Raw genomic sequence first — 23,853 nt, 5'->3', positions numbered from 1 at the left:
CGCAATAAAAAACATGCAGTTTTTAACCAACTACATGTTTTTTAAAGAGCACTTACACTTATATTTATTTCATTTCTAAACGGCGTATTCTTTCATCTAAGTCCGGGTGTGTAGAAAATAATTGAACAACATTTCTTTTGTTGTTGATTTTTAATGTAGCAACAGACGTTTGTTCTTCACCCGTCACACGATTGGAATAAGCCTTTAACATACGTAAAGCATGTGCCATTTTATCTTTTCCAGCTAAAGCCGCTCCACCACTATCTGCATGGAATTCGCGATAACGAGAGTAAGCAAATACGACAAGACTACCTAATATCGAGAACACAATTTGGAATACGATGACTGCAATAAAATGAACAATAGGTGCTAAATCTTCTTTAACGAAGCGTGATACTGTCCAAGCAGCAATACGTGATAGGAACACGACGAACGTGTTAACGATACCTTGTAACAACGTCATTGTAACCATATCTCCGTTAGCAACGTGCGCAACCTCGTGGGCAATAACACCCTCAACGGCAGCATCATCCATTTCTTGAAGTAAACCAGTAGAAACGGCTACAAGTGACCTTTTTTTAGATGGGCCAGTAGCAAAAGCGTTAACTTCTGGTGAATTATAAATACCAACTTCCGGCATATGCATTAAACCTGCGGCTCTTGATAAGCGATGAACTTTCTCCACTACATCTCTTTCCGCAGCAGAAAGATTTCCATTTGGATCTAGCACGTGTACATTCATCATCTTTTTCGCCATCCAGCGAGACATTCCTAAAGAGATAAATGCACCTGTAAAACCAATAACAGCACTAAAAATAAGCAAAGTACCAATATCAATTCCACCCTGGGCATTAATATAACTGCCGATTGGAAGAACAGAGAAGATGATACTAATTGTTAATAAAACTAGAATGTTTGTTAAAAGAAAGTAAAATATACGTTTTCCCATACTATCACCCTTACTATAGCTAATAGATATATTTTACACTTTTTCTCGCTAAATTGATAGTATTTCTCATTTAGAAAAGACTGACAAATTAGGGTTTGGTGTTATCAAAATTATCTCGGGATTGGGCAGATGAAACTGCGTGATTATTTTTGGCTATTTAAATTTTACAAAATGTAGATTAACCATAAACAAAAGCACTCTAATAGTCGAATCGACTATTAGAGTGCTTCTAGTTAGAGCATTTATTTATCCCTGATAGCACATGTGGGACAAATTCCTGTCATAAACAGAAATTATTAGGCAGATTACATCATGCCGCCCGTAGTTTGCTAGAGTGTAATATTGTTAACGTTGAGTGCAAAAAGTGCGGTAAATGAACGTTTTGGATATTACTTACTGTAACATCTTTAACGATGATTTACCGTTTTTTATGGGAAGGCGTTAGCAAAATGTTAGCATTTTTAATAATGAATTAATCACTTTATTGAACTAGAAGTAGTTAAAATTATATATCAATAATTACCTCTCTAATATTAGCTAATTAAAATCTATCCTCCATTTCTAATTCTTTATATTCATCTAAAATAGTGTGCTTTATGTCAGTTCCATTATCAGTCCAACATATGAACCATTCTTCTTTTCTACTACGCTCCGAAATCTTCTCCATATAAAAATCCCATACGAGAGTTAGATTATTTTCTCCTAAAAATTGCTCTAAATAATCTGCTCTAAATAATAAATTTCTCTCGTATCCAAAATGCTGAGCATCAAATGCAATTAAATTATCCTCACTATCCTTCCAAATACCCTCAGAAATTTGAATTAATCCAAAGAATTTAACTAAATTTGCATTCGGCAATAGGTAGCTGCAAGAAGTTCTTTCTCCAGATGCAGGATTTATATTTGTTTCCCAAAGATATTCCCATATTGCATCTTCACATTCTATACCTTCATATTCACTTTCATAGGAAGTATCCAAGAAAGAGGGATGCCAAAAATGTTCAAATGCGAATACACCATCCGCATTTTCCCAAGATACACTTATATCTCCTTTTTTTTCTGACTTCAAGGATAGATATTTTTCTTTATCTTCATTAGGTAAAAAAACCGCCTTTGACTTTACGCAAAATTCATCTCTATCAACAAACTTTTTACCATCTTCTCTTTTTTGGATTAATAATTGAGCCAAAGATATATATTTATTGCCTTCGTAATCTATATATATAAATTCACCCAAAGTATTAAACTCATCTTTATTTTGCGCCCACATTTTATTAGACCTATATGGCAAGTAGTTTTTGGTTAGATAAAGGTTTTCATTTTTCATAGGGTACTCTAACAAACTTGGATCAATAGTCCGTAAGAAAGGATCCCAAGGCCCATTGTACTGCTTGTAATATTCCTTGTTAATTTCAAGTATAATTTCTTCTTCTTTTAAAGGTTTATCAATTTCCTCAATCTCTACGTCTTCCACAGATTGACTTTCTAATAATTTATTCAGATATTGGAGTGTTCTTTTATTTTGCAATTCCTTATATTTTTGATATTCGGGAGTATATACCTTTACCTCTTTGTATATAGGATAGTTATCTGTTAATTTCGCTAATATCTCATATAATGCAATCCATTGATATTTTTTTCCAATACGCTCTATAAGATTTTCATGTCTATTGTAATATCCTAAATTTCTATCATAATATCCGTGTTTTTTTTCATCATATCCATATTCAATAATCCTCATTGTAGCAATATTACTTAAATCTTGGTCGTTAAATTGATTTCTCCAGTCATATAAGGCACTACCAAAGACATATCTTCCAAAATCTCCGTAAGCTCCAGTTTCCCTTCCATATTCAGTTGTCATAGAGTTAATTATTTGATGAAATCCACAAAAATCATTTTTAGCAACCTGCTGCATTTCTTTTAACTTTTTATCAACTTCTTGTAATGTATACATTATTTCATACCAATTACTGGAGTAAGGAGGGTTAATTTTTTCATACTCTTTAGGTTCAATAATGCCTTTATTAACAGCAGTTAAAATAATCCCTCTTGCATAATCCCTAATCAGAACATTCGGATACACTTCTTCTTGTTCAAATATTTTTGTATAAATTACTTCAATTATTTCCTCTAATTGTGGAACTTCATTAGTTCTAAGTATTGCACCATATGCACTTGCAAGAAGTCTTTCCAATACATATGGGTCATTAACATCAATAAACTGAAGTATATTCTTGAAAATAATTGATGGTTCATTCATATACAGTTTTACTAGAGCTATAGTAGAAAGATCTCTAAGCTTACGATCTGTACTAGTAAATAGCCAAATAACGCTCAAAGAAAGCAACTCAAAATTTTCAAACTTGAAGTGTCTAAAACTCAAGTTTTGATCTAGAATGATTTCTAAAAGTCGCTTAGGTACTTCTGAGTTATTATTTATAGATATAGTCCAACTTCCATCCCTTATCGACATTGCCATAGGATAGATGTTGTCATGTAAAAAATTTGCATTTAAAGGTGATTCTATTATATAAGACTGCTTTAACAAGTTTTCATATACTAAACTTTGTAAATCTATATTTTCTTGTCTTAGGCATAATTTTATCCAGTTCAAAGTTTCTTCGTTTATATTTTGTACATTTCTCCACGAGAGTCCTCTTACAAAGGATTCAGCTATATCAAAAGTTATAGACTCTCTATCAATTAAGTCTAGCAATTCCAAGTTTAATTTTTCAGAGACAATTATTGAAAGACTCTCATAAACTCCATAAAATAACGGATTATCGGAAGATAACATTTCACCAAGTATTTTTTTATCTTGGCCATACTTTTCTAATAAAACTAATGATATATATATATCTGCAAATCTTTCATAAGTGAAATATACTAAATTTTTTCCACGATATCCCGAATTAATTGATAAAATATTTTCTTCTTCTAATCCTAAAACCAATTCTCGATAACCGTTAGTATATGGACTCGCCGTACTGTTTAGTATTTCATAAAGTTCACTCAATTCAATAAGGTGACTTTTATTCTCAATAAATTTTGCAGCAATTTCTTTCAATATCTTATCAACAAGATTTAAAGAATTTGTATATGAAAATCTTTGATCTATTGATAATCTACTATTAATCTTATCTATATATCTCTCTAATACTTCAACTATACTCCAACCTCTATATCCTACGTATTCTTCTTGGAATGCTTCACAATAAATGTGTAAAAACAGAGGGTTATAGCACTCACTTTCTAAAGAAGGGAATACTAATGGATTTATATTATAGTAATTAAAAAAAGGCTCTAAAGCATCCAAACCTACATTCTTAAATCCCTTATGTTCTATTTTTTGTAACGGAAAGTCAGCCTCTATATTTTCAGGTAATACACTTCTTACGTAATTACTTCTTACAGATAAGACCACAGCAATATTTTCAAACTCCTTAATGGAATTTAGGAAATTTAATAAGTAATTTTTCCAAAAATATTTTCCTTCCCCTTCATTTAAAGCATCTACTATAATTACAGTTCTCTTATTTTTATTATTCGCTCTATCATTAAATTCTTTTAGAAAAGATTCTTTAGAACCTTTGTAATCAATCAAGTCAAATAATTGTTTGAAAGGATGATCATGAGTATTTAAATGTTGGCCTAAAAATAAAAAAACACTATGGCCTGCTTCCTGCATTCTTTTTGCATTATCAGCTAATAAATGAGATTTACCTATCCCAGCATCTCCATATATCAATAAATATGGTTCATTAATTAAGGCTGGCCTTACCAAGTCTATATAATCATTTAAATCTCTTTCATAGCTATTTATTTTATCGATTGGATTGATTAATTTTTCCCTAATGCTCTTTTTCCCTTCTTCATATAGCTTGTATCTCACTCCTTCTACTTCTGCCATAAAGCCATTAATCTGTTCAGAAAGATTCTTCAAACTACTTTGTAGATAAAACTCTTTTTCTTCACAGTCAATCTCTTTTAAATAATTTATAACCTTTTCAATAAAGTTTATATCACCATACCCTAAATCTTCTTTATATTTATTGAAGGTTTCACTAAATTCTATAATACACATTTGCAAATTACCTAATAACTCGCCGAAGTGTTGAAAAATCTGCTTATTACTTACTAAAGAATCAAATATTGCATTTAAATCTGTTTCTACATTCGCTTCTGAAATATACCTTTTTCCCAAATCCAATATATTTCGATCCAGTATTTTCTCTAAATATTCATCGGTATATTTTTCTAGATAGGCCCTTTCTTGAATTTCCAACAAATTTTTTTCAAAGTATTCTTTTAAACTATTATTACTTTCTACAATGCTATTTTGAACATTAGCCAACATACTCTTTTCATTTACATTAAAACTTTTGTCTCTATACTCTATAAGATATGTAATCAGGTCATTAAGATATTGATTTACAATGGGGTGATTATCTATTTCTTTTAGTTGCACAGATTTTCTATAAAGATTTATCTCATTGATTGCTAATTCAGATAATTGTTCGATAAAATCCACCTTAGTAACTGAACTATAAGTAGCACCAAATACAAAGTTAATTATTAAAAGTCCATTTCTTTCATCATTTAGAAATCTTTGAAATGAATTTGAGTCAACAAATGTATCTTCATATTCTTTTTTAAAGTTTTTTATTTTTTTGAGTTTCCATTTAATCTTCAATTGTTCAATTAGCTTCCCACTTATCAGAACTGTAAATTTTCCAATTAACGGTCTAACTAAAAATGAAATATCTACCATCTCTATATCTTCCTCACTACTTTATTATTTTATTTCGTTGGAAAAGTTCTATTCTAAATAACTACTTTAAAATGAACTTTTGTAATCAAAAGTAAATATTCGAAAGAGAAAGCGATGTATTAGAGACATTAATGGTAGAATTAGGTGCCATTAACTATCAGCCACCGCTTGCTTTTTATCACTTAAAGTAAATTCTTTAACATATTCATTAGAAATTACTTTTTGATCCGTTACAAACGTAACACTATATCTCGCTCTTGTTAAAGCAACATACAAACCTGCTTTGGTTTTGGGTTTACTCACAGCTTCAAAATCACCTTTTAAAAACTTAGTAGCTGGACCATTTGGATAAATAAGGACTCTATCAAACGTTAATCCTTTGGACTTTCCAAAATTTAAAGGTGAAAAACTATCAGGTATATTTTTAGTCCTTTTATCATATCTCAGCACCACAGGAGAATATTTTTTTACATATTCCAATACTTCGCCGCTTCGAATGCAGAAAACACCATCGTGTCCAGTTTCCATATCATTCATGGAATTGGTTTTAGGCATTTCGGGATAAAGTGAATCTGCAATGTCACAGATAAATTGGTTACATCGGAAACATTCTGTCTTATATGTAATAGAACAGAGTCCTTCTTTCTGCCATTCACTAAACAGTTCAAAAATGGTTTGCCCTCTATATTTTTTGTTTTTCCTTGAATTATTGGTGAAGTACGTAGCCTGTCGGTTATCTCCAACAATAATATTATGTATATTAGATTTTAATAATAGATAAAGGAAGTTCAAATCACTTCCAGCTAGATCCTGCACTTCGTCGATCATAATGATATCATACAAATCTTCTAATCGTTCTATAATTAAACCGTTTGATATTTTATTAACCTCAAGCACGAAATCACACAACTTGTCAGTATAAATATATTTTCCATCACGAAAATAGTACTTTTCAACTTCCGTTTTAGCTATATATAGTGTAGATTGACCATTAACAAATTCTATATTTTCAATTCTTTTTTTATCGTATAAGAAGTTTTGATAAGGCCTTACACATTCTCTTAGTAGGAAGGAATACCATGTTTGAACCACAACATTCTTAGGGACATATCCAATTTTATCAAAAAACTTTTTCTCAATTTCTTTTGTATTATCTATTGTAAATGTTGTTATCAATATCCTTTTGTCATTATTGTTCAATGCTTGTTCAACTAGATCTGATGATTTTCCTGAACCTGCTGCAGCAATAATAATTTTGTTATTGAATTGCATCATTTATATACCCCGGTATAATAATTTTTTGGTTTGAATCAAAAATACGCATTGCACACTCACTTTTATTACCTGAACTTGTCATAAATTTAATAAGCTCAGCCTCTGATGTATAATCCTTCCCTAAAATATCATTTAAAATAGATAACTCATTTACTGATACCAACTGTGGTTCTAATGTTGCATATCTCGTGTCGTCACTATAGCAAATTTTGATTGTTGGATGTTTTAGGTAATGATCACCATATTTTTCAATAATGTGCTTATCAATATCTCCATCATTATCGGTAACAACAGCAACCTCTTTATTTAGAAGATCAGCTATCTCAAGAAAGCGCTTAAATGACAATCCTCTTACAGTAATAATATCTATACCATCTTCGATAGGAAGCCTATTATGTTTTTGAAGATATGCCTTTTGAACAATTAACTCATCTGATGGGCCTTCTACTAAAATAGCCTTATCAGCTAGCAATAATCGAAGTGTATCGTAACCGGGTAACTTTTTAAAATAATTAAAAGTATCCTCATTTAAATCTCTTAATGTAATGTGTTTTCCATTATTCATCAATACTACTTTATCTAAACCAAGTTTATTTAAAACGTAAGTACTATGTGTTGTAATTATTAACTGCTTCCCTTCACATTTTTCGGAGATTTGGTTAATTAATTTTTGCATATTTGAATGAGACAAGTGATTTTCTGGTTCTTCAATTAAGATTACTTGAGCCTCTTCAGCATTTGATTCGAGTGATAACTTCAATTTTACCGAGTTTTGCTCACCTTTCCCAATGAAATCAAAAGGTATATCATCCAGATAAGCAGTCAAATTGGATTCCCATCCATTCTTTTGAGATATATCTAGAGAAATAGCAAGTTCTTTATCTGAAATATCACCTGTTTTTTCAGAGAGTGTACTATTAATCTTTGATATAGATTCAATTTGAGAGAAATTCTCTTTAATATCTCTAAAATTAAAATTTAAAGTTGCGCGCTGTTTAGGGTCTAGGGTATCACCAATTACACTTGAAATATACCTGTCTGTTCCGTTCCATGCCTTTCCTTCAGTAGGATCAATTAATACACATTTAATAGGATTGCTTCGTGAAGTTATTGGATTAGATGCAAAGGAATACGAATTAATTTTATAATACTCTATCGGTATATTTCTTATATTAGTCGATTGTTCTATGTATTGTTGATATTCTTCAGTGTAGTCATCATCAAATTCTATGGAAAAACTAATGCCACATGCATTTTCTTTAATTGAATTGTTTGACCCCTTCAAAGATGCATTCTGATTATCTTCCTTAAAATATATTTCTATAAGTATGCTAGGTGGGGTTACACGCTTACCTATACTAATTTTTTTTATGTAGTCTTCAACAACAGTCTTATTAAAAAGAAACGGATTTAGTTCATTATGTATATTTCTCTTATTTAATGTACTAGTTAGTGCTAAATTAACGGCTTCTAATATAGTAGATTTTCCTTGTTCATTATTACCAACAAGAATATTTATTGTGTCGTCTAATTTTAAATCTAGATAATCAATAGATTTATAGTTTTTAATAATTACTTTTTCTATCAATGGGTGAACTCCTTTCAATGCTCAGTCTTTGTGAAATATCTCTTTATAACAAAAAGACAGAAGTACACTGTTTTAGTGCTAATCTTCTGCCTGTCCTAAACATGTTTTATATAGTTAATATATAGCTCATATTTCTATACATTGAGGATTAGGTGATTTTTCCTTTTACCTCTATTTATACATTGAAAACAAGTATGAGCATAATTTTTATATGGCATTAATTTTAGCCCTAAATTCAGCCTCGATTTCATCTTCAATTTCACTTTCTAATGTCCAATTATTTTTTAATAGGGTTCTTTTATAACCACATTTAGGACACTTATATTTATATCTACCAAAATAGGTTCTTGATACTTTCATCCTTCTATAATCATTTTTACAATAGGGTCCATCTACTCTACCAACTTTTATATCTAGTATTCAGTGAAAAATGTAGCTCTACGTTTAGCATCAGCATATATCTTCCACTTGAATCCATATCCTTCTCCACTATCCTTCTTAGGATGATCAAATACATCGATTTAAGCATCTTCGAAAGCTGGCTCATCTAAAACGATTGACCGCCCGACAAAATCATTCATTAGCCTCCCAGCTCTACCCCTTAAATTCGAAAATTCATATCCTGTTAACTTAGGATTATCACCAGCTGATTTGGCTTTTATAAACAAGTTGGGATTTCTTGTGATAATATTTTTTGCTGGAAGGTTTACACCTTGCATCAGGGTAGTTGTACACACAACTTTATTAATAACCAAATTCTTAAAAGCCTTTTCTACAGCATTTCTAATATGTTTAGGTATTTTGCCATGATGATATGCTATTCCTCTATCAATACAATCTATTAAAAAGTAATTTTTATGTACAGTATCTCGAATATAGTCGTTTAAACTCTCTAATATATCATTGCTCTCAGTAGAGGTATTAATTTCCCCTCACTTATACATTTAAAAAGGTTAACGGAAAACTTTACATGCAATTAGCGAAATAAATATTTATACTACTATTTTGAAACTATTGGTGAAAATTGTCAATTGAAATAATGTTTTGCAAGTATATTTATACAAGTATTTTATCTTTACTTTAAACAATTTATTAGAGGAACTTGCTTAAAAAGGAATAAGTATATATTTCATTTCTTTTTAACTGGCCAGTAGAATGAAACGACCGTAACATACCTTAGCATGTTACGGTCATTATTTAACCTGATTATTTGCATTCATTTCCAAAATCTTTGTCAATTCTGCTCCCGGTGGTAAATAGTGAATTGTCGTAGCAAGCTTTGCATGTCTTAATTGTTCTTGAATCGTCGCTACGCTTATTTCCCTCGAATACATAAAATAAGCCATTGTATGGTCACCTGAAAATGTCGCAGGAAGTATCTTTACTTTTCTTCCTGTATCATTAAAATAAATTAACTTCATTTCTTTCACTACTACCTCCTAAATAGAAACCTATTAATGTTTTACTTATCTAACATAACCATTAATAGTTCTCTCTAAAAGTAAAACGTATTAACTACTCCTTTCTCATTAATTACATAACGATTATTCACACTTAAATTGGGAATAATGAACATTTGTAAAAGAATAAAAAATAAAGTGAGGTTTTTTAATGAAATGAAAGGATATTTTTACAGAAGAGGCTGTAAGTGCAAAAAGAAAAAGTGTAATTGTGGTTCAAAATGGGCTTTCACAGTCGATATTGGAATAGATCCAATCACTGGAAAGAGAAAGCAGAAGGTTAAAAGTGGCTTTAATACTAAGCATGAAGCTGAAGAAGCTGCTGCCTCTCTAATACATGAAGTAAACGAAGGAATATATTTGGAGGAAACAGATAAAACCTTCAGTAACTTTGCATTTGAGTGGCTCCCAATCTACAGTGATTCTAAAGATGTAAAGCCCGGAACAATTCGAGTCCGTCTTCATGAAATCGGGAGATTGTTACCCTACTTTGCTCAATTAAATTTAAAAGACATTACAAGAAAAATGTATCAAGATGCTCTCAATGATTTAAAAGATCAAGGGTTATCTGATAGTACAAGGGAGGGAATCAGTCGAACTGCAGGAATGATTTTTCGAAAAGCATTAGAACTTGAGCTTATTAAGAAAGATCCGACGGAATTCGCTTATGTTAAAAAAGACAAGAAAACGATTGAACAACTAGAGGAAGAAGAAGTACCAAATTATCTTGAAAAAGAAGAGCTTGCCTTGTTTTTAGAAACCGCAAAACAAAATGGGCTTGAACATGATTATTTGGCATTTTAAATTCTAGCCTATACTGGAATTAGAGTTGGAGAGTTAGTTGCTCTCAAGTGGAAAGATGTAGACTTCTTAAACCACACGATAAGCATTACCAAGACGTATTATAATCCAAATAATAATGCTGTGGAGTACCAATTAATCACACCGAAAACCCGAAAATCAAGGCGAAAAATTGTAATAGATGAAGATGTTATTCGAGCTTTAAAAGATCACAAGGAAAATCAAAACCAAGTAATACAGCGATTAGGTGACGACTATTATAACAAAGATTTTATCTTTGCAAAGATGGAGCGACAGTTTGGTTTCCCAATTGTGATAAAAAACGTTCTAGACCGTATGAAAAGGCTGCTTAAAATAGCTGGCCTAAATAAAGAATTGACTCCGCATAGTTTAAGACACACGCATACGTCACTTCTTGCTGAAGCAGTTGTCTCACTCGAACAAATTATGGACCGGCTTGGTCATACCGATGACCAAATCACCAAAAGTGTGTATCTCCATGTCACGCAAGAAATGAAAAAAGAAGCTTCCCAAAAGTTCAGCGAACTTATGAGAAGCCTCCGTTAATATCCTCAATGTGAGCAAAATGTGAGCATTACACTCTCACCTTACTTAAAAACCCACTTATATCAAGGGTTTGAGGGCGATATTACATCATGCCGCCCATTCCACCCATACCGCCCATAGCGGACATGTCTGGACCAGCATTTTCTTCAGGTAGGTCTGCAACTACTGCTTCAGTAGTTAGGAACATAGCCGCTACAGATGCTGCGTTTTGAAGTGCAGAACGTGTAACTTTAGTTGGGTCTACGATACCCGCTTCTACCATGTTTACCCACTCGCCAGTTGCAGCGTTGAAGCCTACTCCAACGTCTTCTTTCTTCAAGCGTTCTACGATAATAGAACCTTCAAGACCAGCGTTGTGAGCGATTTGACGTACTGGCTCTTCTAGAGCGCGAAGAACGATGTTAATACCTGTTTGCTCATCGCCTTCTTTATCTAGTGCAGCTACTTTTGTATAAATGTTTACAAGAGCAGTACCACCGCCAGATACGATACCCTCTTCTACTGCAGCACGAGTAGAGTTAAGAGCATCTTCAATGCGAAGCTTACGTTCTTTTAATTCTGTTTCTGTTGCAGCACCAACTTTGATTACCGCAACACCGCCACCTAATTTAGCTAGGCGCTCTTGTAGTTTTTCTTTATCGAATTCAGAAGTAGTTTCTTCTAATTGCGTGCGAATTTGGTTAACACGAGCAGAGATTTGCTCTGGGTTTCCAGCACCTTCTACGATTGTTGTATGTTCTTTTGTCACAACTACTTTAGAAGCACGACCTAAGTGATCAATTGTAGCACCTTTTAGATCAAGGCCTAGATCTTCCGTAATTACTTGACCACCAGTTAAAGTAGCGATATCTTCAAGCATTGCTTTACGACGATCACCGAATCCAGGAGCTTTAACAGCTACTGCATTGAATGTTCCACGAAGCTTGTTAACTACTAATGTAGCTAGTGCTTCACCTTCAACATCTTCAGCAATGATAAGGATAGGTCTAGATTGTTGAACAACTTGCTCAAGTACAGGTAGTACTTCTTGAATGTTCGCAACCTTTTTATCTGTAATTAAGATATAAGGATCCTCTAGAACTGCTTCCATTTTATCTTGGTCAGTAACCATGTATGGAGAAGCATATCCACGATCAAATTGCATACCTTCAACTACTTCTAGTTCTGTGTTGAAGCCTTTTGACTCTTCAATTGTAATTACACCATCGTTACCTACACGGTCCATTGCTTCTGCAATTAATTGACCTACTTCGTTATCACCTGAAGAAATAGCAGCAACTTGTGCAATAGAATCTTTGCCTTCAATTGGCTTAGAAATTTCTTTTAAGCTTTTAACCGCAACTTCAACTGCTTGCTCAATTCCACGGCGTACGCCTACAGGATTAGCACCAGAAGCTACATTTTTTAGACCTTCACGAATCATAGCTTGTGCTAGTACAGTTGCAGTAGTCGTACCATCACCAGCTACATCATTTGTTTTAGATGCCACTTCAGATACAAGCTGTGCACCCATGTTTTCAAAACGATCTTCTAATTCGATTTCTTTTGCAATCGTAACACCATCATTTGTAATAAGTGGAGAACCGTATTTTTTCTCCAACACAACATTACGTCCTTTTGGTCCAAGTGTAACTTTAACAGCATTTGCTAATGTATCTACACCACGAAGCATTGCGCGACGAGCGTCTTCGCTAAACTTAATTTCTTTAGCCATTATAATGCCCTCCTTAAAAATAAATGAATTATGATATGCGTAACGTGTTCTTCGTTTTTATTAGCCAATAACAGCTAAAATATCACTTTCACGAAGAATTAAGTATTCTTTACCTTCAAACTTTACTTCTGTGCCTGCATATTTGGAATAAATAACGTGGTTTCCTTCAGCTACTTCCAATGCTACACGTTCACCATTCTCTGTCACACGACCTGAACCTACCGCAACTACCTTACCTTCTTGTGGTTTTTCTTTAGCAGAATCTGGAAGCACGATACCACTTGTAGTAGTTTCTTCCTGTTCAACTACCTCAATAACTACGCGATCACCTAGTGGCTTTAACATTAGGACAACCTCCTCAAATTTATCATTTTATATTAAATAGTCGATTATTAGCACTCATCACCAACGAGTGCTAATACCAATTATTATAATAATGAATTCATCTAAATTTTGCAAGTAATGTAATTTTTTTTTTTAAAACAATTTTTTGATTTATAATGGTAACCGAGCATACTTGAAATCCATTCACTATTTTTGCTCCTTAAAAGTATTACCATTTATATCAAATGCATATGATTTTTAGGACAGGGTTTACATTAAACTTATTAAGCTAATAACAATAGCATCCTGTCCATAAAATAGTATGATTAAACCTGTAGAAATATTTCTAAATGTGTAATAAAACATCTTATTTTACATTCTTAGAATTTGTACAAAAGGAGTCGTGTAAATTGCCGAGAAGATACTGGTATGTTATTTTAACTTATGTTATTGGATTATTTTCAGGAATACTAGGGGGACCACTATTACTGTTACTAGGGGTGCCTAGACAAAATATAACCGCCATTTGGTCAATTATTGCCTTTTCAATCATGACCATTGTCATTTTGTCTATTTTAAAACCAGATATGAAGAGAAATAAAGAGCGTAGTAGTAAGTTAGGTGTAGGAAAAATTATTTTATGGACTGTCATCGGATTTTTCCTAGTTTTGTTTGTCCAATATGCTGCAGCTTTAATAGAAATGAATTTAGGAATTGAACCAGGATCAAACAACACATCTGCTTTAATGGAAGTGGCACGTGCTACTCCCCTGTTTTTAATTGTAACGGCAATTTTCGCGCCAGTACTTGAAGAAATTGTATTTCGTAAAGTCATTTTTGGGAGTATTTTTAAAAAATATAATTTCTTAATTGCTGCCATTATTTCAGCGATTGCATTTGGCATACTGCACCAAGAACCGGATCATTTATTAATCTATACTTCTGTTGGAATGGTGTTTGCCTATTTATATGTAAAGACGAAAACAATTTTAGTACCTATCCTTACACATGTGTCCATTAATACTTTTGTTTTTATCATACAATATAATGTATCCCCAGAAGACTTAGAAAGAATGAGAGAACAGATCGAACAATTGCAGACTATACTAGGAGGATAAATATTTATGAGAGCATCACCATTATTTATGGCCCTACTTTACTTCATCATGGGCTTTGTCTTTACTTACATCGCCATTCAAAGTGTAGAAGAAACAGTTTGGAACTTTACAACGATCATTTTGGCCGTTGTTGCAACTTTTGATTTTGCAGTAGCAATCCGACTGATAGGTGTCCACATGAAAATAAAGGACGCAAAAAATAAAAGCAAAAAATAGATCGTTATAAACGCGAAAAAGGAGTACGTTCCATTATTAGAACGCACTCCTTTGTTTTATTCACTTGCTGTTTTTCCCTCTTGTTCCTTCGTACCCTTCAGCAAAAATGCCCCAGGTACTGTAATAAGCAAGATAACTCCTGAAACGATAAATGCTTCATTAATAGCTTGTAATGCAGCTTCTTCTGGCCCTATTTGACTTGCTAAAGCAACTTGGGCACGTCTTACCTCATAATAAATGGCAAAACAGACAATTCCGAACGAGGAGGTAATTTGTCTTAAAACATTATTCATTGCAGAGCCTTGTGCTACTAGATGTTGTGGAATAGCATTCATTCCAGCTGTTGTTGCTGGCATATTTCCAAAGCCCATTCCAATACCCCGTACTGCATTTAAAAACAAGATATACCAATAAGAACTAGTGATGTCTAAAAAGCCGAGTAAAATAGTACTAACTGCCATCACACCTAGCCCGATTGGCACGACTGCCTTAGGTCCTTTCAAATCAAGGAGCTTTCCACCAATAGTCATAAAAATACCACTACAAACGGCAAATGGGAGAAATAGTAACCCCGTTTCCGTTAAGCTGTAGCCATAAACCTCTTGCATTAATAGTGGTAAGAGAAACAGCCCTGAAAATAACCCAATAGAAGCCGACGCTGTTATAAATATGGAAATCCTATATGTACGAACCTTGAAAACAGATAAATCCAATAAAGGCTGTTCCTGCTTCCATTCATATTTAACAAAAATAAAGATGAAGATTAAACCAAATATAATTAGGAATATATTACTCGTTTGTGTTAGTAATTCCCAAGTTGACCCTCTACCTAGTGCATATAGTATGGCTCCTACACCAGCTGTTACAAGAACAAAACCAACTAGATCGAACTTCAGATTCGGCTTTGTCTTCGTCGGTTTTAAATATTTACTAGATATAAATATCCCGACTACCGCGAAAGGAATATTAATTAAAAATAAAAACTGCCATTGTAGAAATTCAGTCATTAATCCACCAATAGTAGGTCCAATAGCTGGTGCTACCATCGCAGCAATACCATAAATTCCTACTGCAAGTCCCCGCTCATTTTGTGGAAACGCAGTAAAAATTAGTGCCATAGCATTCGGCAACATTAACCCGCCAGCAATTCCTTGTATGGCTCTTGCGATAATGACCAAAGATAACGTTTGGGAAACAGCCCCCACTATAGATCCTATGGTAAATAAAATCAATCCAACAATATAAATCTTCTTTTTCCCAAACCGATCCCCTAAATATCCTGTAATCGGCATGGTCATCCCCATGGCAACCATAAAAATGGTTAATACCCAGCCTACAGAGACGGCATCGGCATTAAATATATCAATAAAGTGCGGTAGAATTGGATTAAGCATACTGTTGTTCAAAATAACTGTAAATGTTCCAAATAAAACAGAAATCACCACAAGCCATTTTGTCGGTAATTTACTCATACAAAAGATCCCCCAGATTGTAAAACAGACATTTCGTTGTTGTTAATATTTCGATACACGAACTATTTTATATGAACTTAATAAAAATGAAAAGAATTAATTTTTCTCAAATGAAAAAGAGGCTTTTCGCCTCTTTTACTCTCCTTCTTCGTCCTGTAAGGGATAATGCTTCAAGAAATATGCAAATGATTGAAGTTCGATCGATAAGTCTATATGATGGACACGTATATGATTTGGTACTGTTATCCTAGCAGGAGTAAAGTTTAAAATACCTTGTATGCCTGCTGTTACAACTCTATCTGTGATTGGTTGAGCAACCTGTGCCGGAACAGTAAGTATCGCAATAGAAATATCGCTTCCTATTTTTTGTTCCAATTCATCGATATGGTAAACAGGAACTCCCCCTACTTCCTTCCCAACTTTTTCTGGACTTGTATCAAACGCCATTTCAATCTTTGTATTATTGTTTTTCATAAAGTTATATTGTAAAAATGCAGTCCCTAAGTTTCCTACTCCAACTAAAACAACTTTTGTAAAAGCATCTTGATCCAGCGTTTTTCGAAAAAAGGAAAGTAAATAATTCACATTATAACCATACCCCTTTTTACCAAGTGCTCCAAAATAAGAAAAATCCCTTCTAATTGTTGCAGAGTCAACTTTTACAGCCTCACTCAACTCTTTGGAGGAAACTCTCGTTTTTCCTTGACTATGTAAATTATTAATAAAACGATAATATAGGGGAAGTCTTTTGGCGGTTGCTTGCGGTATTTTGGTTTGATCGTCCATCGACATTTCTTTTCCTCCTCACCACACTTTTCAAGCTGTTACTTCATGTGGATACTATGACTATATCATATATGATAAAAACAACTTTTTGAATGATAAATAGAACAAAATGATGTAACGTCCTATCTTGCCAATGTTCTAAGCAATACGATACACTTAAACACATCGGGGTGAAAATTAATGATTTTAATGCAATTAAATAATATAGTGAAATATTTTGGTGCTGACATCATTTTATCTAATATTAAATTGGAAGTACACAGTAGAGACAGATTAGCTATTGTTGGCCGTAACGGAGCAGGGAAATCTACCTTGCTTAAAATAATGTCTGGTGAGCTTTCTAGTGATACCGGAGACATTTTTCGACCTAAGGATACTACTATTGGTTATTTGGCGCAGCATACTGGATTAGAATCCAATTTAAGTATGTGGGATGAAATGGAGCAAGTTTTTCTACACTTAAAAAAGATGGAGCAAGATTTACGACAGCTAGAGTTAAAGATGGGGGACCCAACTATCATCAGTGATTCTAATGCTCATGCACAGCTATTGGAAGAATATGACCGCAAACAAGAAGAGTTTAAAAGGTTAGGTGGCTTCCAATACGAGGCTGATATTAAAAGTGTGTTAAACGGTCTGCAATTCCAAGAATATAGCTTCCAAACACCAATTAGAGAATTAAGCGGTGGACAGAAAACGAGATTAGCGTTAGGGAAATTATTATTATCAAAGCCTGACATTTTAATTTTAGATGAGCCTACCAACCATCTGGATATAGAAACATTGTCATGGCTAGAACAATATTTAGTTGGCTATCAAGGAGCTGTCGTTATTGTTTCCCACGATCGCTATTTCTTGGATAAAACCGTAAATACCATTTATGAAATCGCCTTTCAAACGTCTAATAAATATCTTGGAAATTATAGCGATTATTTATACCAAAAGGCAGAAGAATATGAGCGCAATATAAAACAATATGAAAAACAGCAAGCTGAAGTAAAACAACTGGAAGAGTTTATCCAAAAAAATATTGCCAGAGATTCCACGACAAAGCGAGCTCAAAGTCGTCGTAAAAAACTGGAAAAAATGGAACTGATGGATAGACCGAAATTGGATAATAAATCTGCTAAGTTTTCTTTTGAAATTAATCGTCCTAGTGGCAATGACGTATTTAAAATTAAAAACCTTGCCTTCCGTTATCAGGATGATGATGATTTTATTTTTCAAAACGTTGATTTAGCTATTCAAAAAGGTGACCGAATTGCCTTAGTAGGCCCTAATGGGATAGGAAAGTCTACTTTATTAAAAGCAATTGTAGGGCAGAACAAGCCAAATCTTGGAGAAATACAATACGGTACAAATGTTCAAATTGGCTATTACGATCAAGAACAAAGTAATTTGTCAAAAGGAAAATCTGTATTAAATGAACTTTGGGATACGTATCCCTCTAAACCCGAAAAAGAAATTAGGACCGTTCTTGGTAATTTTCTTTTTAGTGGGGATGATGTGTTAAAGCCTATTTCCTCCTTAAGTGGTGGAGAAAAAGCTAGGGTAGTTTTAGCAAAACTAATGTTAGAGAAAGCTAATGTCCTTATTATGGATGAACCGACTAACCATCTTGATTTAGATAGTAAAGAAGTATTAGAATCGGCCCTGATTGATTTTCCAGGAACGATACTCTTTGTCTCTCATGATCGGTATTTTATTAATCGTATTGCGACCACAATTGTTGAAATGTCTAAACAAGGAACACATACTTATTTAGGCGATTACGATTATTACGTAGAGAAAAAACAAGAAGAAAAAGAGATTGCTGAATTAGATAATCAGCAAAGTAAAATAGCTGAAATAGATCAAGAAGAGAAAACAAAGTATTTCAAAGACAAAGCGGTAAAACGTGAAATGAGAAAGCTTGAAAGACGTAACGAAGAACTAGAAGATGAAATACAGCAATTAGAAGAAAAAATAGAAAACATTGAAGCAGAAATGTTTAATCCTGATATAGTGGACGATCATCAAAAACTTGGTGAGTTAACAGCAGAAAAAGAAAACTATCATCAGCAACTCGAAGAATTACTTGAAGAATGGACCAATATCCAGGAACAACTATCTGAATATTTGTAGTGGCTAACCTCCTTGGAGGATAGCCACTTTTTTTTGCAACTTATTCACAGTTATCCACATACATACACACAAGTTAATAGCTTTAAAATAGACTTACAATACATTTATTCACATTATCCACAGAAAAACACATAGTTATCCACAAGCACTTTCCACATATAAAATACGTTAAAAATAAGTGTTTCGTCTTTTTGTCCACATATTATAAATTTGTCTGTGGATAATTAGAAAAACTTGGCTTGTCGCCAAGTCCTTATGGCGACAGCCTTGGTTTTTCTTATACTTTAATCCTTTAACAAAGTTAAACTTTCTTAAAGTACAAAAAACATTCCTATTGACTAGGAATGTTTTTATTTCGTTTTGCGTATTTTTCCAGACTAAGTCCAGGATTAGCATTTAAATCAAGCTCGGCACGATGACCTTGTTGAAATGCAATACTACCAGCTGCACCAATCATTGCCGCATTATCTGTACAAAGATGAAGTGGTGGGATTACTAACTCAACTTCTTCATTTGCAAACTTTTCTTCTAAACGCTTACGTAAGCCCTTATTGGCAGAAACTCCACCAGCAACAATCAGTTGTTTTACTTTATACTCTCGTGTTGCACGAAAAGTTTTTTCCACTAGAACATCAATCACACTTTGTTGAAAGCTTGCTGCTATATCTTCAGAAGAAAGTTGTTCCCCTTTTTGTTTCGCATTGTGCATCGTATTCATGACAGCTGTTTTAAGACCACTAAAACTAAAATCATAGGATTCTTCATTTAGTAACGCCCTTGTAAAATGGAACGTATCTTTTCCTTGCTGAGCTAGCTTATCAATATAGGGACCACCTGGATAAGGCAATCCTAACGTTTTAGCTACTTTATCATATGCTTCTCCTGCTGCGTCATCACGGGTTTCCCCTATGACTTCAAACTGACCGTGGTCTTTCATGAGGATAAGCTCTGTATGCCCACCTGAAACGACTAATGAAAGTAAAGGGAAAGAAAACTCTTGAAGTAATCGATTCGCATAAATATGTCCTGCAATATGATGTACCCCTATTAAAGGCTTTTGGTGAGCAAATGCTAAAGATTTTGCTGCAGTTACTCCTATTAGTAAAGCTCCAACAAGACCAGGCCCTTCTGTTACAGCAATAGCATCGATGTCATCCATTGTCATGTTAGCTTCTGCTAAAGTCTCATCTAATACTACTGTAATTTGTTCAATATGGTGTCTGGATGCTATTTCAGGAACGACACCACCGAATCTTTTATGACTTTCAATTTGTGAGGCAACAACATTAGCTACTAATTCCCGTCCATTTTTGACGATAGCCATTGCTGTTTCATCACAACTCGTTTCAATCGCTAGAATAATTTCTTCTTTATTCAACATTATAATTTCACCCACATTACGATAGCATCTTCTTGATTATCTTGATAATAATTCTTTCTAAGTCCAACAGGTAACAACCCAAACTTACGGTATAGTTTTTGTGCAACTACGTTAGATAATCTGACTTCCAGAGATAATTCAGTAGCTCCTTTTATTCTTGCTTCTTTTATAGCGTGTGAAAACAACTTATCACCATATTTATGACCTCTGTAGTTTGGCATAATAGCAATATTAGTAATTTGCGCTGCTTCAAACACCACCCACAAACCACAGTACCCTACTACTTGCTCATTATTTCCTATCACATAATATGTAGCATACTCATTTTCATAAAGTTCATTAATAAAGGCGCTCAAGTCCCAAGGTGTTGCAAAAGACGCATTCTCTATTTCCATAATTTTTTCTAAATCTTCCTTCGTCATTTCCCTAATAAATGTTTCAGCCATTTTTATTTTTTCCTTGATTATTTGCTAACCAATTTGCCTCTGCTTCTGCTAGTCGCATATAATTTGGCACAAAATTATGTATAGGGGCTGCTTCGCGATTACTAGCTAATAAACCTAACACAGCTGCTTTAGGTAAAGAAAGATAATTTGAAGCGAAGACTGCCTTATCACCTAAAATTTGATCAATCGTTTCTTTATGCAACGATAAGTCGTTGCTAACAAATAACACCTTTTCATTTAGATTAGCTAAATCTTTAAGCATATCTTCAAATAAAATATTCTTTTCTTCACCTATTACTTTTAAATGATCTCCATTGCTTTCATAAAGACCTGCATAAACTTGTCCTCTTCTCGCATCAAAGAAAGAACATATCTTTCCGTTAAAGAGAATACAGTTATAAGCAACTAACTCCAAACTTGAAACACCCACTAAAGGGATATTTAAGCTCCAAGCCATTGTTTTTGCTGTTGTCACCCCTATACGTACTCCAGTGAAAGATCCAGGGCCAACAGCAACTGCCATTTTCTCTATTTCATTTGGTTGTATACCTGCATCTTTCATTACTCTATCTATTGCCGGCATTAGTCTAACAGAATGATTTTGCTTAACGTTCGTCGTGTATTCACCAATTACTTGGTTATCATTTAGGATGGCAACGCTCATCACTTGATTAGAGGTGTCCATTGCTAACACTTTCATGATAGTAACTCCCTACATTTATTTTCATAACGATTACTATTAGGATTCAGTATTATATTTCTTTCCTTTTCACTTATGGTTACGAGTTGGATATCCAAGTGTTCTTCAGGAAGAAACTCCATAATAAATTTCGCCCACTCCACAACCGTGATGCCATCACCAGCAAAGTACTCCTCAAATCCTATATCTTCATCACTACCTTCCAAGCGATAGGCATCGATATGGTAAAGAGGAAAGTCCCCATTATATTCCTTCACGATTGTAAAAGTAGGACTATTAACCGTTCTCGTTATATGTAGGCCCTTTGCAAGACCTTTCGTAAAGGTTGTTTTCCCTGCACCTAAATCCCCTTCTAACGTAATGACATCTCCTGCTGTCAGTACAGAGGCTAGACGTTCTGCAAAAGCCATTGTTTCTTCAGGACTATTTGTTTTAAATTGATAACTCTTCATTTTGTACCACCTATTTAAGCAAATGTGTGTAGCCCGTTTTGTTTAATATAGACGTCTTGTTATCCTTACTCAGAAATACGCTACTTTTTCCCTGTGAGGTTGCTGTATAACCAATAGCTGTTATTTCTGTGTCTGTATTTAAGGCTATTTGTTTTATATTTTCCCAATCTTCTTTACAAGCAGTTCCGATAAGTTCAAAATCTTCTCCACCAGACAATATAAATTCCCTTTGTGTACTGTTAGGAAGCTTTTTTAGTTGCCTTTTTATTGGAATATCTTCATATTCAAGATACAAATCTATATTTGAAGCAGCTGCAATTTCGTTCGCTTCATTCGCAATTCCGTCACTTATATCATTTAAACATACTCGCTTAAAAGTTTGTAGCTTTTGAGCAAATTTTACTCTTGGTGTGGGCATACGATGCCTTTGTACAAAATAATTTTGTTCAACACCTATATTTTCTCCGTTTTGCAGAAGATATAATCCATATGCAGAGTCCCCTAAGGTTCCCGTTACAAAAACAATATCATTTTCTTTAGCATGGCTTCTATATCTACTTTTATCATAAGGTACAAACCCATAAACTGTGATAGATAGAACTAACTGTTTTCCCGATACAGTATCCCCACCGATTAAATCCATATTATAAACTTGTGCAAGTTCATTCATACCTTTATAAATTCCTTCAAGTTGTTTTGGTGTCCAATCGTTAGGGATCACTAATGAGACCATATAGTAAGCAGGCGAACTACCCATAGCAGCTAAATCACTTATATTGGCAGCTAATGCCCGATAGCCTACATGGTATGGGTCCATTGTATTTAAACTAAAATGTACATCCTCCACCATCGTGTCAACAGCAGTTACCAGATCGAAACCAGTAGGTGGGCGGATGACAGCCGTATCGTCACCAATTCCTTTTAATAGAGAGGATTGTCTATAATAGAACGGAGTAATTGAATCAATAAATTGAAACTCATCCATAAACATACTCCTTTCCTTCATATTCTATTTAATGATAGCAGAAAATAATGGAATTAGAAAAAGCACTGCACATATTAAAATAAGAAAAAACTATTGAAAAATATAAAAACCTTAGGAAATCCCTAAGGTTTAATGTTAACTATTATGTATTTATATGGCGGTCCGGACGGGACTCGAACCCGCGACCTCCTGCGTGACAGGCAGGCATTCTAACCAACTGAACTACCGGACCATAATAATTGATTTCATATTACCTGGCTAGATGTATTTCAACGTAGTTTCGGTAATTTAATTGGTTGCACCCTAACGGGTACTATTGATTTCATCATAACGAAGATGTTATTCAACGTTGTAAAGATGAATAAATTTGGTTGCACCCTTTCGGGCACCACTGATATTACCTTGCTAGATGTATTTCCAGCGTAGTTATGGTAATTTAATTGGTTGCGGGGGCAGGATTTGAACCTACGACCTTCGGGTTATGAGCCCGACGAGCTACCAGACTGCTCCACCCCGCGATGTTGTAAAAGCACTTAAGCTTTTATAAAAATTGTCACTCGTTCATTATACCTTATTTTGCTCTTCTTGTCTTTAACTATTCGTAAAAATAATAAGAAAATAATGAATTGCCCAGCAGCGTCCTACTCTCGCAGGGGAAGAACCCCAACTACCATCGGCGCTGGAGAGCTTAACTTCTGTGTTCGGAATGGGTACAGGTGTG

18 protein-coding genes, 2 tRNA genes, 1 rRNA gene and 1 pseudogene are annotated in these 23,853 nt (G+C 33.9%); 4 read left to right on the top strand and 18 right to left on the bottom strand.

Annotation, left to right across the window (positions count from 1 at the left end):
• Positions 1 to 64 precede the first annotated feature (64 nt).
• From htpX to HNQ94_RS16535, 6 genes are all read right to left on the bottom strand, one after another.
• The gene (gene htpX, locus HNQ94_RS16560) at positions 65 to 949 is read right to left on the bottom strand and encodes a protease HtpX (protein ID WP_174497308.1); all 885 of its coding nucleotides are present in this window, start codon (positions 947 to 949) and stop codon (positions 65 to 67) included.
• A gap of 541 nt (positions 950 to 1,490) precedes the next feature.
• Positions 1,491 to 5,723 carry an NACHT domain-containing protein gene (locus HNQ94_RS16555; protein WP_174497309.1) on the bottom strand — a complete coding sequence of 1,411 codons (4,233 nt, stop codon included), beginning with the start codon at positions 5,721 to 5,723 and terminating at the stop codon, positions 1,491 to 1,493.
• A 150-nt stretch (positions 5,724 to 5,873) separates the two neighbouring features.
• Complete coding sequence (locus tag HNQ94_RS16550) at positions 5,874 to 6,998, bottom strand: UvrD-helicase domain-containing protein (protein WP_174497310.1); 1,125 nt, start codon at positions 6,996 to 6,998, stop codon at positions 5,874 to 5,876.
• Positions 6,982 to 8,586, bottom strand: coding sequence for an ATP-dependent nuclease (locus HNQ94_RS16545; RefSeq protein WP_174497311.1), 1,605 nt, complete (start codon positions 8,584 to 8,586; stop codon positions 6,982 to 6,984). Before HNQ94_RS16545 ends, HNQ94_RS16550 begins: the two co-directional genes overlap by 17 nt.
• A gap of 521 nt (positions 8,587 to 9,107) precedes the next feature.
• Positions 9,108 to 9,407 carry a hypothetical protein gene (locus HNQ94_RS16540; protein WP_282960582.1) on the bottom strand — a complete coding sequence of 100 codons (300 nt, stop codon included), beginning with the start codon at positions 9,405 to 9,407 and terminating at the stop codon, positions 9,108 to 9,110.
• Between the two features lie 372 nt (positions 9,408 to 9,779).
• Positions 9,780 to 10,016 (bottom strand): hypothetical protein, encoded by a 237-nt coding sequence (locus tag HNQ94_RS16535; RefSeq protein ID WP_174497312.1) that lies wholly within the window; start codon positions 10,014 to 10,016, stop codon positions 9,780 to 9,782.
• A 186-nt stretch (positions 10,017 to 10,202) separates the two neighbouring features.
• Between HNQ94_RS16535 and HNQ94_RS16530 the strand changes: the two are divergent.
• Positions 10,203 to 11,414: pseudogene (locus HNQ94_RS16530) on the top strand (site-specific integrase).
• Between the two features lie 82 nt (positions 11,415 to 11,496).
• On the opposite strand, the gene groL reads toward HNQ94_RS16530, so the two are convergent.
• The gene (groL, locus tag HNQ94_RS16525; RefSeq protein WP_174497313.1) at positions 11,497 to 13,128 is read right to left on the bottom strand and encodes a chaperonin GroEL; all 1,632 of its coding nucleotides are present in this window, start codon (positions 13,126 to 13,128) and stop codon (positions 11,497 to 11,499) included.
• Positions 13,129 to 13,188: 60 nt separating this feature from the next.
• On the bottom strand, positions 13,189 to 13,473 hold the full coding sequence (groES, locus tag HNQ94_RS16520; protein WP_174497314.1) for a co-chaperone GroES: 285 nt from the start codon (positions 13,471 to 13,473) through the stop codon (positions 13,189 to 13,191).
• A gap of 389 nt (positions 13,474 to 13,862) precedes the next feature.
• Here groES and HNQ94_RS16515 point away from each other — a divergent pair, with 389 nt between their 5' ends.
• Entirely contained in the window at positions 13,863 to 14,570 is a 708-nt protein-coding gene (locus HNQ94_RS16515) for a CPBP family intramembrane glutamic endopeptidase (RefSeq protein WP_174497315.1), read from the top strand.
• A gap of 6 nt (positions 14,571 to 14,576) precedes the next feature.
• Complete coding sequence (locus tag HNQ94_RS16510) at positions 14,577 to 14,786, top strand: YdiK family protein (protein ID WP_174497316.1); 210 nt, start codon at positions 14,577 to 14,579, stop codon at positions 14,784 to 14,786.
• Positions 14,787 to 14,842: 56 nt separating this feature from the next.
• Here HNQ94_RS16510 and HNQ94_RS16505 read toward each other — a convergent pair whose 3' ends face one another.
• Positions 14,843 to 16,258 carry an MDR family MFS transporter gene (locus tag HNQ94_RS16505; RefSeq protein ID WP_174497317.1) on the bottom strand — a complete coding sequence of 472 codons (1,416 nt, stop codon included), beginning with the start codon at positions 16,256 to 16,258 and terminating at the stop codon, positions 14,843 to 14,845.
• 135 nt (positions 16,259 to 16,393) lie between these two features.
• A complete protein-coding gene (locus tag HNQ94_RS16500; RefSeq protein WP_174497331.1) occupies positions 16,394 to 17,044 on the bottom strand; it encodes a redox-sensing transcriptional repressor Rex in 651 nt (216 codons plus the stop codon).
• A 180-nt stretch (positions 17,045 to 17,224) separates the two neighbouring features.
• Between HNQ94_RS16500 and abc-f the strand changes: the two genes are divergently transcribed.
• Positions 17,225 to 19,168, top strand: a complete 1,944-nt coding sequence (gene abc-f, locus HNQ94_RS16495) for a ribosomal protection-like ABC-F family protein (protein ID WP_174497318.1) — start codon at positions 17,225 to 17,227, stop codon at positions 19,166 to 19,168.
• 331 nt (positions 19,169 to 19,499) lie between these two features.
• On the opposite strand, the gene tsaD is transcribed toward abc-f, so the two are convergent.
• The 8 genes from tsaD to rrf all read right to left on the bottom strand — a co-directional run.
• Positions 19,500 to 20,546, bottom strand: coding sequence for a tRNA (adenosine(37)-N6)-threonylcarbamoyltransferase complex transferase subunit TsaD (gene tsaD / locus HNQ94_RS16490; RefSeq protein WP_174497332.1), 1,047 nt, complete (start codon positions 20,544 to 20,546; stop codon positions 19,500 to 19,502).
• 2 nt (positions 20,547 to 20,548) lie between these two features.
• On the bottom strand, positions 20,549 to 20,995 hold the full coding sequence (rimI, locus tag HNQ94_RS16485; protein WP_174497319.1) for a ribosomal protein S18-alanine N-acetyltransferase: 447 nt from the start codon (positions 20,993 to 20,995) through the stop codon (positions 20,549 to 20,551).
• On the bottom strand, positions 20,988 to 21,695 hold the full coding sequence (gene tsaB, locus HNQ94_RS16480; RefSeq protein WP_174497320.1) for a tRNA (adenosine(37)-N6)-threonylcarbamoyltransferase complex dimerization subunit type 1 TsaB: 708 nt from the start codon (positions 21,693 to 21,695) through the stop codon (positions 20,988 to 20,990). The genes rimI and tsaB overlap by 8 nt, the downstream gene beginning before the upstream one ends.
• A complete protein-coding gene (gene tsaE, locus HNQ94_RS16475; protein WP_174497321.1) occupies positions 21,692 to 22,147 on the bottom strand; it encodes a tRNA (adenosine(37)-N6)-threonylcarbamoyltransferase complex ATPase subunit type 1 TsaE in 456 nt (151 codons plus the stop codon). The genes tsaB and tsaE overlap by 4 nt, the downstream gene beginning before the upstream one ends.
• A gap of 10 nt (positions 22,148 to 22,157) precedes the next feature.
• The gene (gene thiL, locus HNQ94_RS16470) at positions 22,158 to 23,132 is read right to left on the bottom strand and encodes a thiamine-phosphate kinase (protein ID WP_174497322.1); all 975 of its coding nucleotides are present in this window, start codon (positions 23,130 to 23,132) and stop codon (positions 22,158 to 22,160) included.
• Positions 23,133 to 23,287: 155 nt separating this feature from the next.
• A tRNA-Asp gene (locus tag HNQ94_RS16465) sits at positions 23,288 to 23,364 on the bottom strand.
• Positions 23,365 to 23,573: 209 nt separating this feature from the next.
• Positions 23,574 to 23,650, bottom strand: a tRNA-Met gene (locus HNQ94_RS16460).
• A 110-nt stretch (positions 23,651 to 23,760) separates the two neighbouring features.
• Positions 23,761 to 23,853: ribosomal RNA gene (gene rrf / locus HNQ94_RS16455) — 5S ribosomal RNA — on the bottom strand; the annotation flags it as partial.

The sequence above is a fragment of the Salirhabdus euzebyi genome (assembly GCF_014207435.1).
GTDB lineage: Bacteria > Bacillota > Bacilli > Bacillales > Alkalibacillaceae > Salirhabdus > Salirhabdus euzebyi.
The sequence above is the reverse complement of the archived record's forward strand: the minus strand, read 5'-3'. Positions and strand labels throughout refer to the sequence as shown.